This window comes from Promicromonospora kroppenstedtii DSM 19349 (assembly GCF_000515355.1).
GTDB classification, from domain to species: domain Bacteria; phylum Actinomycetota; class Actinomycetes; order Actinomycetales; family Cellulomonadaceae; genus Promicromonospora; species Promicromonospora kroppenstedtii.
On sequence record NZ_KI911656.1, the window covers coordinates 35,517 to 49,245 of the forward strand.

At 72.3% G+C, this 13,729-nt stretch carries 11 protein-coding genes; all 11 read right to left on the reverse strand.

Annotated elements, in window-relative coordinates; translation table 11 throughout:
* Nucleotides 1-387: hypothetical protein (locus PROKR_RS34605; protein ID WP_036963021.1), on the reverse strand; the 387-nt coding region annotated here is incomplete at its 3' end.
* 136 nt (nt 388-523) lie between these two features.
* Nucleotides 524-1,960, reverse strand: a complete 1,437-nt coding sequence (gene pyk, locus PROKR_RS10855; protein WP_036963023.1) for a pyruvate kinase — start codon at nt 1,958-1,960, stop codon at nt 524-526.
* A 71-nt stretch (nt 1,961-2,031) separates the two neighbouring features.
* Nucleotides 2,032-3,510, reverse strand: a complete 1,479-nt coding sequence (locus PROKR_RS10860) for a glutamate synthase subunit beta (RefSeq protein WP_036963026.1) — start codon at nt 3,508-3,510, stop codon at nt 2,032-2,034.
* A complete protein-coding gene (gene gltB, locus PROKR_RS10865; protein WP_036963028.1) occupies nt 3,503-8,086 on the reverse strand; it encodes a glutamate synthase large subunit in 4,584 nt (1,527 codons plus the stop codon). The genes PROKR_RS10860 and gltB overlap by 8 nt, the downstream gene beginning before the upstream one ends.
* Before the next feature lie 115 nt (nt 8,087-8,201).
* The gene (lgt, locus tag PROKR_RS10870; RefSeq protein ID WP_084800372.1) at nt 8,202-9,275 is read right to left on the reverse strand and encodes a prolipoprotein diacylglyceryl transferase; all 1,074 of its coding nucleotides are present in this window, start codon (nt 9,273-9,275) and stop codon (nt 8,202-8,204) included.
* Nucleotides 9,272-10,192 carry a tryptophan synthase subunit alpha gene (gene trpA, locus PROKR_RS10875; RefSeq protein WP_036963030.1) on the reverse strand — a complete coding sequence of 307 codons (921 nt, stop codon included), beginning with the start codon at nt 10,190-10,192 and terminating at the stop codon, nt 9,272-9,274. The genes lgt and trpA overlap by 4 nt, the downstream gene beginning before the upstream one ends.
* Entirely contained in the window at nt 10,189-11,481 is a 1,293-nt protein-coding gene (gene trpB / locus PROKR_RS10880) for a tryptophan synthase subunit beta (protein ID WP_036963032.1), read from the reverse strand. The genes trpA and trpB overlap by 4 nt, the downstream gene beginning before the upstream one ends.
* 11 nt (nt 11,482-11,492) lie before the next feature.
* Nucleotides 11,493-12,308 (reverse strand): indole-3-glycerol phosphate synthase TrpC, encoded by an 816-nt coding sequence (trpC, locus tag PROKR_RS10885; RefSeq protein ID WP_020014742.1) that lies wholly within the window; start codon nt 12,306-12,308, stop codon nt 11,493-11,495.
* A gap of 220 nt (nt 12,309-12,528) precedes the next feature.
* On the reverse strand, nt 12,529-12,963 hold the full coding sequence (locus PROKR_RS10890; protein WP_036963034.1) for a DUF2752 domain-containing protein: 435 nt from the start codon (nt 12,961-12,963) through the stop codon (nt 12,529-12,531).
* Nucleotides 12,947-13,237 (reverse strand): DUF4190 domain-containing protein, encoded by a 291-nt coding sequence (locus tag PROKR_RS10895; protein WP_051432872.1) that lies wholly within the window; start codon nt 13,235-13,237, stop codon nt 12,947-12,949. Before PROKR_RS10895 ends, PROKR_RS10890 begins: the two co-directional genes overlap by 17 nt.
* 8 nt (nt 13,238-13,245) lie before the next feature.
* Nucleotides 13,246-13,506 carry an HGxxPAAW family protein gene (locus PROKR_RS10900; protein ID WP_020014739.1) on the reverse strand — a complete coding sequence of 87 codons (261 nt, stop codon included), beginning with the start codon at nt 13,504-13,506 and terminating at the stop codon, nt 13,246-13,248.
* Nucleotides 13,507-13,729: the final 223 nt, after the last annotated feature.

Consider the following 13,729-nt stretch of genomic DNA (forward strand, 5'->3'; position numbering starts at 1 on the left):
GCGGTGCCCCGCGGCCTCGAGGGCGGCGGCGACCGTGTCGGCGGCGTCGGTCTGCCCCACCACGATCGCGTGCCCGCGGGCGCGCCGTTCCCTGAACCGGCGGATCTCCCCGGTGAACAGGGCGCGCGCCGCCTCGAACAGCGCGTAGACGGCCGTGCCGGGCGCGAGGAACCGGGCGACCTGGAGCTGCCAGGAGAGCCCGCCCCCTTCGCTGGCCGGGTCGGCGCCCATCACGAAGAGCTGCAGGTCGTGGTAGACGACGTCGTACCAGGTCCGGCCGGGCACGTGCGTCGTGTCGAGCATCAGGCCCCACCAGCCGAGGCCGAGTGAGACCACCACGAGGACGGCGAAGCCGATGCGGGACCAGGGGAAGGAGGCGCGGGTCACGCCGGAACAATAGCGACATCTCGCGCACGTCGGTGCGAACGTGTCAGACGCCCCCGCAGGTCTCAGACGTACGGGTCACCGGAGTGAACTGTGCGTCTGACACCTGCGAGGGCGTCTGGCGTGTGCCGGAGTCAGGTCAGACCTGGCTGCGGCCGTCCGCCTGCGAGCCGATGCGGTGCACCAGGATCGAGTTGGTCGTGCCCGGCACGCCGACCGGCGCACCCGAGACCACCACGACCGTGTCGCCCTTCTCGGCAAGACCCTGGTCCTGCAGGGTCAGGTCCACCTGGGCCACCATCGCGTCGACGGTGTCGACCTTCGGCACCAGGTACTCGTTGGTGCCCCACGTCAGGGCGAGCGTGTTGGCGACGTCCTGCTCCGGGGTGAACGCGAGCAGCGGGATCGACGAGCGCAGGCGGGACATCCGGCGCGCGGAGTCACCGGACTGCGTGAACGTCACGAGGTACTTGACCCCGAGCGTCTCGCCGATCTCGGCGGCGGCACGCGTGATGGCGCCACCACGCGTGTGCGGCGTCGAGCCGAGCGGCGCGATGCGCTCCCGGCCGGCCTCCTCCGTGGCCTCGATGATCCGGGCCATGGTCTGCACCGTGATGATCGGGTAGTCGCCCACCGAGGTCTCACCGGACAGCATGACCGCGTCGGCGCCGTCGAGCACCGCGTTGGCGCAGTCCGAGGCCTCGGCACGGGTCGGCGTCGGCGACGTGGTCATCGACTCCAGCACCTGCGTGGCCACGATGACCGGCTTGGCGTTGCGGCGCGCCATCTCGACGATGCGCTTCTGCACCAGCGGCACCTGCTCCAGCGGCATCTCGACCGCGAGGTCACCGCGCGCCACCATGACGCCGTCGAACGCGGCGATGACCTCGGCGAGGTTCTCCACGGCCTGCGGCTTCTCGATCTTGGCGATGACGGGGACCGTACGGCCCTCCTCCTCCATCACGCGGCGGACGTCCTCGTAGTCCTTGGCGGACCGCACGAACGACAGCGCGATGAAGTCGGCACCCAGGGCCAGCGCCCAGCGCAGGTCCGACTCGTCCTTGTCGGACAGGGCCGGCACCGACACGGCGACGCCGGGCAGGTTGATGCCCTTGTTGTTCGAGACGGGCCCGGGGACCTCGACCTCGGTGATGACCCGGGGGCCCTCGACGGCGGTGACGCGCACGCGCACCTTGCCGTCGTCGATCAGCAGCGGGTCACCCACCTGGGCGTCCTGGGCCAGGCCCTTGTGGGTGGTCGAGACGATCTCACGGTTGCCGAGGATGTCCTCGGTCGTGATGGTGAACGTGTCGCCCTTGTTCAGGAAGTGCTTTTCATCTCCCGCGAACCGGCCGAGCCGGATCTTGGGTCCCTGCAGGTCGACGAGTACGGCGACCGACTTACCTGCCGCCTTGGCGGCCTCTCGCACGTTCCGGTAGACCGCCGCGTGCGCCTCCTGCTCGCCGTGACTGCGGTTGATCCGCGCCACGTTCATGCCGGCGTCAACGAGTTCCCGGAGTTTCTCCGGGCTCTCCGTGGCGGGTCCGATGGTGCACACGATCTTGGCTCTGCGCATGTCTCCAGCCTAGGCATGGTGGGCGCCAACGCGCCCTGTGGGGGTGTACAACTCCCGGTGAAGTTCTCGGGTCACGATCGCAGCGCGAGCGTGCGCGGGCGCACCGGGGCGGGCAGCTCGGTGCTGCCCTGAAGGTAGGTGTCGGCCGCGGCGGCCGCGGCGCGGCCCTCCGCGATGGCCCACACGATGAGCGACTGCCCGCGGCCGGCGTCGCCGGCGACGAACACGCCCGGGAGGCTCGCGGCGTAGTCGTCGCCGCGGGCCACCAGGCCACGCTCGGTGACCTCGATGCCGGTCTGCTCCTCGAGCACACCGGTCTCGGGGCCGGTGAAGCCCATGGCCACGAGCACCAGGTCCGCGGGGATCTCGTGCTCGGTGCCCGGCTTCGGCGCCCGACGGCCGTCAGGAAGGTACTCGGTCTCGGCAACCTTCAGCGCGCGGACGTTGCCGTCGGCGTCGGCCAGGAACTCGACCGTCGACGCCAGGTACGTGCGCTCGCCGCCCTCCTCGTGCGAGGTCGAGACCTCGAACAGGATCGGGTCGGTGGGCCACGGCTGGTGGGCCGGCCGCTCGACCGGCGGCTTCTTGCCGATCGCGAGCGTGGTGACGCTCGCGGCGCCCTGGCGCAGCGCGGTGCCGAGGCAGTCCGAGCCGGTGTCGCCGCCGCCGATGATGACCACGTGCTTGCCGGCCGCGGTCGGTGCGCCCTCGGGCAGCACGTCCGGGGTACCGGCGGCGACCGCCTTGTTGGCGGGCGTCAGGTAGTCCATCGCGAAGTGGATGCCGGCCAGGTCGCGGCCCGCCACGGGCAGCTCGCGCGGCACCGTCGCACCGGTGGCGACCACGACGGCGTCGAACCGCCGGCGCAGGGCGTCCCAGCTGATGTCCTCGCCGATCGTCACGCCGGCGCGGAACCGGGTGCCCTCGGCCTCCATCTGCGCCAGGCGGCGGTCGATGTGCAGCTTCTCCAGCTTGAAGTCCGGGATGCCGTAGCGCAGCAGGCCGCCGATCGCGTCGTCCCGCTCGTAGACGACGACGGTGTGGCCGGCCCGCGTGAGCTGCTGGGCGGCCGCGAGGCCCGCGGGGCCCGAGCCGACGACGGCCACGGTGGAGCCCGTGAGGCGCTCCGGGACGTGCGGCGTGACCAGCCCGCGGGCGAACGCCTCGTCGATGATCGAGACCTCGACGTTCTTGATCGTCACCGCGGGCTGGTTGATGCTCAGCACGCAGGACGACTCGCACGGCGCAGGGCACACCCGCCCGGTGAACTCCGGGAAGTTGTTCGTGGCGTGCAGGCGGTCGATCGCGTCGGCCCACTGGCCGCGCCAGACGAGGTCGTTCCAGTCGGGGATCAGGTTGCCGAGCGGGCAGCCCTGGTGGCAGAACGGCACGCCGCAGTCCATGCAGCGGCCGGCCTGCTCCTTGAGGAACGGCTGCCCCTCCGTGCGGTGGGCGTGGGTGTCCTTCCAGTCCCGCAGGCGCACCTCGACCGGACGGTTGGCCGGGAGCTCCCGGTCCCGGACCTTCAGAAATCCTCTGGGGTCAGCCACGAGCCACCTCCATGATCTGGTTCCACACGGACGGGTCCCACTCGGACGCGCCCGAGATGTCGGTGCCGGCGGCCTCCGCCTCGGCGAGGGCCAGGCGCACGCGCGCCCAGCCGGGGGGCAGCAGGCGGCTGAACCGGCCGCGCGCCGCCTCCGGGTCCGCGAGCAGCTCGGCCGCGACGGCCGACCCGGTCTCGGCATGGTGCCGCTCCAGCAGGCCACGCACGGTCTCCCAGTCGGCGTCGTCCAGGACGCCGACGGCGAGGTCACCCGCCTCCAGCGCCACCTGGTTGACCCGCGAGACCCGCAGGTCCAGGAAGAACGCGGTGCCGCCGGACATGCCGGCGCCGACGTTGCGGCCCGTGGGGCCGAGCACCAGCACGGTGCCGCCCGTCATGTACTCGCAGGCGTGGTCGCCCACGCCCTCGGCCACCAGGGTGGCGCCGGAGTTGCGCACGCCGAACCGCTCCCCCACGCGTCCGCGCAGGAAGACCTCGCCGGACGTGGCGCCGTAGCCGATCACGTTGCCCGCGATGACGTCGGCGCCGCCCAGGACGGCCGCCTTGTCGGGCCGCACCGCGACGCGGCCGCCGGACAGGCCCTTGCCCACGTAGTCGTTGGCGTCGCCGAACAGGCGCAGCGTGACGCCGCGCGGCAGGAACGCGCCGAGCGACTGGCCGGCCGACCCGGTCAGGGTCACCTCGATCGTGTCGTCGGGCAGGCCCGCGCCGCGGTACCGCTTGGTCACCTCGTGGCCGAGCATGGTGCCGACCGTGCGGTTCACGTTGCGCACCGGCAGCTCGATCCGCACAGGCTCGCCGCGCTCCAGCGCCGGGCCGGCGGCCGCGATGAGCTGGTTGTCCAGCGCGCGGGCCAGACCGTGGTCCTGCGCGGTGGTGTGGCGCAGGGACGAGCCCTCCTTGAGCTGCGGACGGGCGAGCACCGGCGTGAGGTCCAGGCCCTGCGCCTTCCAGTGGTCCACGGCCTTGCGGGTGTCGAGCACCTGCACCTGGCCGACGGCCTCCTCGAGGCTCCGGAAGCCCAGCGCCGCGAGGTGCTCGCGCACCTCCTGCGCGATGAACTCGAAGAAGTTCACGACGAACTCCGGCTTGCCGGTGAACCGGCTGCGCAGCTCGGGGTTCTGCGTGGCCACCCCGACGGGACACGTGTCCAGGTGACACACGCGCATCATGACGCAGCCCGAGACCACCATGGGCGCGGTCGCGAAACCGAACTCCTCGGCGCCGAGCAGCGCCGCGACGATCACGTCGCGGCCCGTCTTCATCTGGCCGTCGACCTGCACCACGATGCGGTCGCGCAGGTCGTTCAGCACGAGGGTCTGCTGGGTCTCGGCCAGCCCGATCTCCCAGGGCGTGCCGGCGTGCTTGAGCGACGTGAGCGGCGAGGCGCCCGTGCCGCCGTCGTGCCCCGAGATGAGCACGACGTCCGCGTGCGCCTTCGAGACCCCTGTCGCGACCGTCCCCACCCCGAACTCGCTGACCAGCTTCACGTGGACGCGCGCCGACGGGTTCGCGTTCTTCGCGTCGTGGATCAGCTGGGCCAGGTCCTCGATCGAGTAGATGTCGTGGTGCGGCGGCGGCGAGATGAGACCGACGCCGGGCGTCGAGTGCCGCGTCTTGGCGACCCACGGGTAGACCTTGTTCCCGGGCAGCTGACCGCCCTCACCGGGCTTGGCGCCCTGGGCGAGCTTGAGCTGGATGTCGGTGGCCTGCGTCAGGTACTCCGACGTCACGCCGAACCGGCCCGAGGCGATCTGCTTGACGCGCGAGCGGCGCTCGTCGTCGTACAGACGCTCCGGGTCCTCGCCGCCCTCGCCCGTGTTGGAGCGGCCGCCGAGGCGGTTCATCGCGATCGCGAGGGTCTCGTGCGCCTCAGCCGAGATGGAGCCGTAGGACATGGCGCCCGTGTTGAACAGCTTGACGATCTCGCTGACCGGCTGGACCTCGTCGATCGGCACCGGCTCGCGGTCAGGGCTGAAGCGCAGCAGGCCGCGCAGCGTCATGAGGCGGTTGGACTGCTCGTCCACGCGCCGCGTGTACTGCCGGAAGATGTCCATCCGGCCCGAGCGCGTGGCGTGCTGCAGGCGGAACACCGTCTCCGGGTCGAAGAGGTGGTCCTCGCCGTCGCGGCGCCACTGGTACTCGCCACCGGTGGTCAGGCGCTCCCCCGGCTTCTTGTTGCCGGACGGCGGGTACGCCTCCGCGTGCCGCGCCGCGACCTCGGCCGCGATGACGTCCAGGCCGATGCCACCGAGCCGCGACGTGGTGCCGGTGAAGTAGTCCTCGACCAGGTCGTGGGACAGGCCGATGGCCTCGAAGATCTGCGCGCCGCGGTAGGACATGATCGTGGAGATGCCCATCTTGGACATCACCTTGAGCACGCCCTTGCCGAGCGCCTTGATCAGGTTGGCGACCGCCTGCTCGGGCGTGACGTCCAGGTAGCCGCGGCGGGCCAGGTCCTCGACCGTCTCCATGGCGAGGTACGGGTTCACCGCGGCCGCGCCGTAGCCGATCAGCAGCGCGACGTGGTGCACCTCGCGCACGTCGCCGGCCTCGACCACCAGCGAGACCCGGTTGCGGGTGTGCTTGCGCACCAGGTGGTGGTGCACGGCGCTGGTCAGCAGCAGCGACGGGATCGGGGCGAGCTCCGAGTTGGCGTCGCGGTCGGAGAGCACGAGGAAGCTCGCGCCCTGCTCCACGTACCGGTCGACGTCGGCGAAGATCGCCTCGAGCCGGGCCAGCAGCGCGGCGCCGCCGCCCGAGACGTCGTACAGGCCCTGGACGGTCTCGGCCTGGAACAGGCCCTCCAGCTCCCGGTCGCGCTCGACGTGCACGACCTTGGCGAGCTGGTCGTTGTCCAGCACCGGGAAGCCGAGCACCAGCTTGCGCGCGTGCTCCGGCAGGTCGGCCAGCAGGTTCGGCTCAGGGCCGATGGCGCTGCCGATGGCTGTGACCAGCTCCTCGCGGATCGCGTCCAGCGGCGGGTTGGTCACCTGCGCGAACATCTGCGTGAAGTAGTCGAACAGGAGCCGAGGCCGCTGCGAGAGCACGGCGACGGGCGTGTCGGAGCCCATGGCGCCGAGCGGCTCGCCGCCGGTGGTCGCCATCGGCGACAGGATGATCTTGAGCTCTTCCTCGGTGTAGCCGAAGGCCCGCTGCCGACGCCGGACCGACGCCGGGCTGTGCGCCACGTGCTCGCGGTCGGGCAGCTCGTCGAGGTAGACGGAGTGCTCGCGGATCCAGTCCCCGTAGGGGTGCATCGCGGCGAGGCCGGACTTGATCTCCTCGTCCTCGACGATGCGGCCGGAGCCGGTGTCGACGAGGAACATCTTGCCCGGCTCCAGGCGGCCCTTGCGGACCACCGTGGCGGGGTCGATGTCGAGCACGCCGGCCTCGGAGGCCAGGACGACCAGGCCGTCCTCGGTGACCCACCAGCGCCCGGGGCGCAGGCCGTTGCGGTCCAGCACGGCGCCGATCAGGGTGCCGTCGGTGAACGTGAGGGAGGCGGGGCCGTCCCACGGCTCGATGAGGTTCGCGTTGTACTGGTAGAACGCCCGCAGCGCGGGGTCCATGCCGGGGTTGTTCTCCCAGGCCTCCGGCACCATCATCAGCACCGAGTGCGGCAGTGAGCGGCCCGAAAGGTGCAGCAGCTCCAGCACCTCGTCGAAGCTCGCCGAGTCGCTCGCGCCGGGCGAGCAGACCGGCTGCAGCGGCGCGAGGTCACCGAGCAGGTCGGACTCCATGGTGCCCTCGCGCGCCGCGACCCAGTTGCGGTTGCCGCGCACGGTGTTGATCTCGCCGTTGTGGGCCAGGAGCCGGAACGGCTGCGCCAGGGGCCACGACGGGAACGTGTTGGTCGAGAACCGCGAGTGGACCAGAGCCAGCTCCGTGGCGTACCGCGGGTCCGACAGGTCGGGGAAGAACGGCTCGAGCTGCGCCGTCGTCAGCATGCCCTTGTACGTCAGGGTGCGGGCGCTGAGCGAGGCGAAGTAGAGCCCGACCTCGTTCTCCGCCCGCTTGCGCAGGCGGTAGCAGCGGCGGTCCAGGTCGATGCCGGACAGGCTGCGCGACGGGTCGGCCACCACGATCTGGCGGAACACCGGCATGGAGGCGCGCGCCGTCGGGCCGACGATGCCGGCGTCCACCGGCACGTCGCGCCACGCGAGGACGTCGAGCTTCTCCTCGGCGGCCAGCGCCTCGACGCGGGCCACCATGGCGTCCCGCTCGGCCTCGTCGGTCGGCAGGAACGCCGTACCGATCGCGTACATCCCGGCGGGCGGCAGGTCCACCCCGACGACGTCGCGGACGAACGCGTCGGGGATCTGGGTGAGGATGCCGGCGCCGTCGCCGCTGTCCTCCTCCGCCCCCACCGCGCCGCGGTGGTCGAGGTTCAGCAGGGCGGTGAGCCCGGCATCGACGATGTCGCGCCCGGGCGTTCCGCGCAGGGTCGCCACGAAGGCGACGCCGCACGCGTCGTGCTCGGCCGCCGGGTCGTAGAGGCCGCCTTCAAACGTCTGCGTCGGCAGCCCAACCCTCTGTGTCGGCAACGGCTTGGTCATGGGTCCTCACAGGCACTCGGCCGCAGCCGAGCGCAGTCCTTGCGGGTGGTCCGGGACGACGGCGGCCCGGTCGGTCTCAGGGCTCGTCGTCCGGTGGTCCCGGCGGTCGTGCCCCTCAGGTGCGCACGGAGGCGTCCGCGTCGGACTCCTCCTGTGCTGCTGTCTTGCCTTCCTCCGGCTCGGCCTCGGCCTCGCCGGTCCCTTCGACTCCTGGGTCAGGCTCCGGCTCGGCCCGTGGGCCGGCCGGTGGTTCGTCGTCCTCGGGTCGCAGCCGTACGGACTCTTCCCTGGTGGGGAACTTGCGAGCCAGCACGATCGAGACCACCAGGGCCGCTAGGCCCAAGAGGATCGAGGTCCAGACGTTGAGGCGGAGCCCCAGCACCTGCTCCGCATCGTCGATGCGGAGCATCTCGATCCAGACCCGTCCGAGAGTGTAGAGCAGGACGTACGCCCAGAATACCCGCCCATGACCCAACCTGAACCGACGGTCTAGAAACAGCAGAACTCCGGCCATCAGGAGATTCCACAGGAGTTCGTACAGGAAGGTCGGGTGGAACAGCGTGCCCTCCGGGTACGCCACGCCGGTGGCCGGGTTGGGCACCAGGTACTCGGCGTCGATGTGCAGGCCCCAGGGCAGCTCCGTGGGCCGGCCGTACAGCTCCTGGTTGAACCAGTTGCCGAGGCGGCCGACGGCCTGCGCGACGAGGAGGCCCGGCGCGACGGCGTCGGCGAACGACGACAGCCGTACGCCCTGTCTGCGGCAGCCGATCCAGGCGCCGACGGCGCCGAGCGCCACGGCGCCCCAGATGCCGAGGCCGCCCTCCCAGACGTAGAGCGCCGTGACGGGGTCGCCTCCGCCCGAGAAGTTCTCGCCGAAGTACCGCTCCGGGGACGACAGCACGTGGTAGATCCGGCCGCCGACGATGCCGAACGGCACCGCCCAGAACACGATCTCCAGGACGTCGTCCGGATTGCCCCCGCGCGCCTTCCAGCGCCGGGCGGTCATCCACACGGCGATGACGATCCCCGCGAGGATCGCCAGCGCGTAGGCGCGCACCGGGAAGATGCCGACGTACCAGGTGTGCTCGCCAGGGCTCGGGATCTGGGAGGGGGCGGGTGCCTGCGGCAGTGCTGACAGCGCGGCGGGCAGCTCGTGCAGAGCGGCCGGCAGTGCGGTCAGCAGCGTCACAGGGCCTCTCCGGAGGTGGTCTTCGCACCGGCGGGGGTGTCGGCGGGCGCCGAGGCGCGAGCCGACCGTACCCCGGCCGCGAGGTCCTCCGTCACCCCGGCCAGATCCGTGAGACGGACCGCCCACTCGTCGTCCGGCAGCGGGCCGTCGGACAGGAGCGGGCGCACCAGCGCGGAGCCGACGATCACGCCGTCGGCGAACCGGCCCACCTCGGCGGCCTGCGCCCCCGTGGAGACGCCCAGGCCCACGCAGACGTTGGGCGCGCCCGCGGCGCGCGTGTCGGCCACGAGCTGCTCGGCGCGCGAGCCCACCTCGTTGCGCACGCCGGTGACGCCCATGAGCGAGGCCGCGTACACGAAGCCGCGCGACTGGCCGGCCGTGAGCCGCAGCCGTTCCGGCGTCGAGCTGGGGGCCACGAGGAACACGCGGTCCAGCCCGTGCTTCTCGCTGGCCTCGATCCAGTCGGCGCCCTCGTCCGGGATGAGGTCGGGTGTGATGAGCCCGGCGCCGCCCGCGGCCGCCAGGTCACGCGCGAACGCGTCCGGGCCGTACTTGAGCACCGGGTTCCAGTACGTCATGACCAGCACGGGCACGTGCGGCGCGTAGTCGCTCAGCTCACGCACCACGCGGAACACGTCCCGCACGCGGGCGCCCGCGTCGAGCGCGCCCTGCGCCGCGGCCTGGATCACCGGGCCGTCGAGGACGGGGTCGGTGTACGGGACGCCCAGCTCGATCAGGTCGACGCCGTGGTCGACGAGCGTCTTGAGCGCCTCGATCGACCGGTCCACCGTCGGGTAGCCCACCGGCAGGTAGCCCACCAGGGCGGCCCGGTTCTCCTGCTCGCGCAGGCGGGTGATCAGGTCGGCGCTGCGGGACCCGGTGTGGGGTCCCGTCGCCGGCTCGGTCAGCGTGCTCATCCCCGGCCCTCCTGCCGCTCGAGCTCTTCCGCGGCCACGTTGTCGGCGCCGTCCAGCAGCCCGAACCAGCGCGCGGCCGTCGCCACGTCCTTGTCCCCGCGGCCCGACAGGTTCACCAGCAGCAGGAGCGGCTGGCCGTCCGGCCCGGTGCGCCCCTCGGCCGCGGCGGTCTGGCCGACCCGCAGCGCGCCCGCGAGGGCGTGCGCCGACTCGATGGCCGGGATGATGCCCTCGGTGCGGCACAGCAGGCGGAACGCCTCCATGGCCTCGTCGTCGGTCACGGGCTCGTAGGTGGCCCGGCCCAGGTCGTGCAGCCAGGCGTGCGCGGGGCCGACGCTCGGGTAGTCGAGGCCCGCGGAGACCGAGTGGCTCGGCAGCGTCTGGCCGTCGTCGTCCTGCAGCAGGTAGGAGCGCGCGCCGTGCAGCACGCCCAGCGCGCCGCCGCTGAACCGGGCAGCGTGCCGGCCCGACTCGATACCCTCGCCACCGGCCTCGAAGCCGCGCAGCTCGACGCTCTTCTCGTCGAGGAACGCGTTGAAGATGCCCAGCGCGTTGGACCCGCCGCCCACGCATGCCGCGACGACGTCGGGCAGGCGGCCGGTGCGCTCCAGCATCTGCTCGCGCGCCTCCTCGCCGATGATGCGGTGGAACTGGCGCACCATCTCGGGGAACGGGTGCGGGCCCGTGACGGTGCCCAGCAGGTAGTGCGTGGTCTCGACGTTGGCGACCCAGTCGCGCAGCGCCTCGTTGATCGCGTCCTTGAGGGTGCGCGAGCCGATCTTGACGGGCACCACCTCGGCGCCGAGCAGGCGCATGCGCGCCACGTTCAGCGCCTGGCGCCGCGTGTCCTCCTCGCCCATGTAGATCACGCACTCGAGGTCCATCAGGGCGGCCGCGGTCGCGGTGGCGACGCCGTGCTGGCCCGCCCCGGTCTCGGCGATGAGGCGCTTCTTGCCCATGCGCTTGACCAGCAGCGCCTGGCCGAGCACGTTGTTGATCTTGTGCGAGCCGGTGTGGTTGAGGTCCTCGCGCTTGAGGAACACCCGCACGCCACCGTGCTCGCCGCCCGCGTGCGCCGCGAACCGCGGCACCTCGGTCAGCGGGCTGGGCCGGCCGGTGTACTCCCGGTGCAGGCGCTGCAGCTCCGCCGCGAACTCGGGGTCGTCGGCCGCCTTGCGGAACTCGGTGTCCAGCTCCTCCAGCGCGGCGATCAGCGCCTCGGGCACGAAGCGACCGCCGTACTGACCGAAGTACGGGCCGGAGACGTCGGAAAGCTTCACGTCGCTCATCTGGGATCCCTTCAGGCCGGCCGCACGGACCGCAGCGACGGGTGCGAGCCCGCGGCGACGAGGTCCGCCACCGAGGCGCGCGGGGCGCCGTCGGTCACAAGGGCCTCGCCCACCAGGACGCCGTCCGCTCCGGCCCGGGCCATCTCCATCACGTCGTGCGGGCCACGGATGCCGGACTCGGCGATCTTGATCACGTCGTCCGGGATGTACTCGGCGAGGCTGCGGAACAGGCCGCGGTCCAGCTCGAGGGTCTTGAGGTTGCGGTGGTTGACGCCCACGACGCGCGCCCCGGCGTCGACCGCCCGGCGCACCTCCTCGAGGTTGTGCGTCTCCACGAGGGCCGTCATGCCGAGCGAGTGCACGCGCTCCACCAGCGACTCCAGCACGGTCTGCTCCAGGGCGGCCACGATGATCAGGACGAGGTCGGCCCCGTGCGCGCGGGCCTCCCAGACCTGGTACGGCGTCACGACGAAGTCCTTGCGCAGCACCGGCACGTCCACCCGGCCGCGCACGGCGTCCAGGTCGGCCAGCGAGCCGTGGAACCGGCGCTGCTCGGTGAGCACCGAGATCGCCGAGGCCCCGCCGGACTCGTACTCGACGGCCAGGGCCGCCGGGTCGGCGATCGGGGCCAGGGATCCCTTGCTCGGGCTCGAGCGCTTCACCTCGGCGATCACGGAGACGGCGTCCGCCTGCTTGAGCCGGCCGAGGCACTCGAGGGCACCGGGCACGGCGTTGGCGCGCTCCTTGAGCGCGTCGAGAGGCACACGTGCCTCACGCTCCGCGAGGTCCTCACGAACCCCCGCGACGATGTCCTCCAGGACCGACATGTAATGAGCCTCCCCGTGCCCTTGCTCTGCCCTCGGCAGGCGGCCTCGTTCGTGCGGCTGACGACGCACCGCGCGCCTGCTGGGACCTGTGCCCCATGGCCATGGTAGGCGGATCCAAGGTGTGGTCCTGACCACTCCCGGCCCGTGAGACGACGGCCCGTCAGATCCCGGCCCGGGTGTGGAGCGCCCTCCCCGGCGGAGCGCCTGATCAGCGCGGGGATCAGAGCCAGGGGGTCAGCCAGGGCTGCAGCCACGGCAGGTTCCGCGCCACGAGGAACGCGAGCGCGACCCCGAGCGTGACCCAGCCGGCGGTGCTCGACAGGCCGCGGAACGGGCGTCCGCGGGCAGCGGCCACGAGCCAGGCGAGCCACACGACGACGACCACCGGGGCCGTGACCGTCCACAGCGCGTTGGCGGACCAGGCGCCCGCCAGGTCGAGGTGCGCCAGGTCGTGCGTGGCACGCAGCCCGCCGCACAGCGGGCAGGCCAGGCCGGTCAGCTCCAGCAGCGGACAGAACCCGTAGGAGCCCGGCACGTGCGGGTCGCGGAGCGCCACCAGGAGGGTCGCCGCCCCGACGGCCACCCCGGCCAGCAGCGGCGCCCGCAGCGCGGGTGCCGTCGCCGGCCGGACGGCGGTCTCAGGAATGGGGCCCACCCGCCAGGAAGCGGACGATGACGAGGCCGATGACGAACACGAGGACCGCGAGGGACAGCCAGCCCAGCACGACGCCGGCCAGCGCCGTCCCCTCGTTGTCGGCCTCGCCCGCGCGGACGGCGCGGCGGCCCTGGTTGCCGACGATGATCGCGGGGATGCCCGTGAGGACACCCAGGAACAGCACGATCGACGCGATGCCCAGCACGAGCGACCAGACCCCCAGGTTGTTGCGGGGGTAGGCGGCGGACGGTGCGGCCATCTCCAGGGCGGTCATGGCACCGGTTACCGCTGGACCGTCTTCTGGCCCAGGCCCAGGTTGCGCAGCACCAGGCCGATGATCAGCGAGGCGCCGACCACGACGAAGCCGAGCACGAACAGGACCAGCCACGACGACCAGGACTGGGCCACCACGACGCCCCACGAGGAGATCAGCACGCCCAGCGTGATCCCGACCATCGTGACCCACGCCGCGACCGTGTGGCCGTGGTTGGTCGGCGGGACGCCCGGCGGGAGGTAGGCGATCTCAGGCTTGTTCTCGGTCATCGCAGGTTTGATGCCTTTCGTGTCGTGCGGTACGCGCCCAGCCTAACCGTTCCCGGCCGGGTCAGCGGCCCGTCGGGTCGTCGCCCCGGGACAGCGCGTCCCAGGCGTCGTGAGGGTCGATCTCGTCGTCGGTGTCGTCCTCCGTGCTGCCGGCCGGGTCACCGGCGGCGCCCGTCCCGGCCGCCTCGGGGGCGGTGTCGGGACCGGCCGCGGGGCCGGCAGT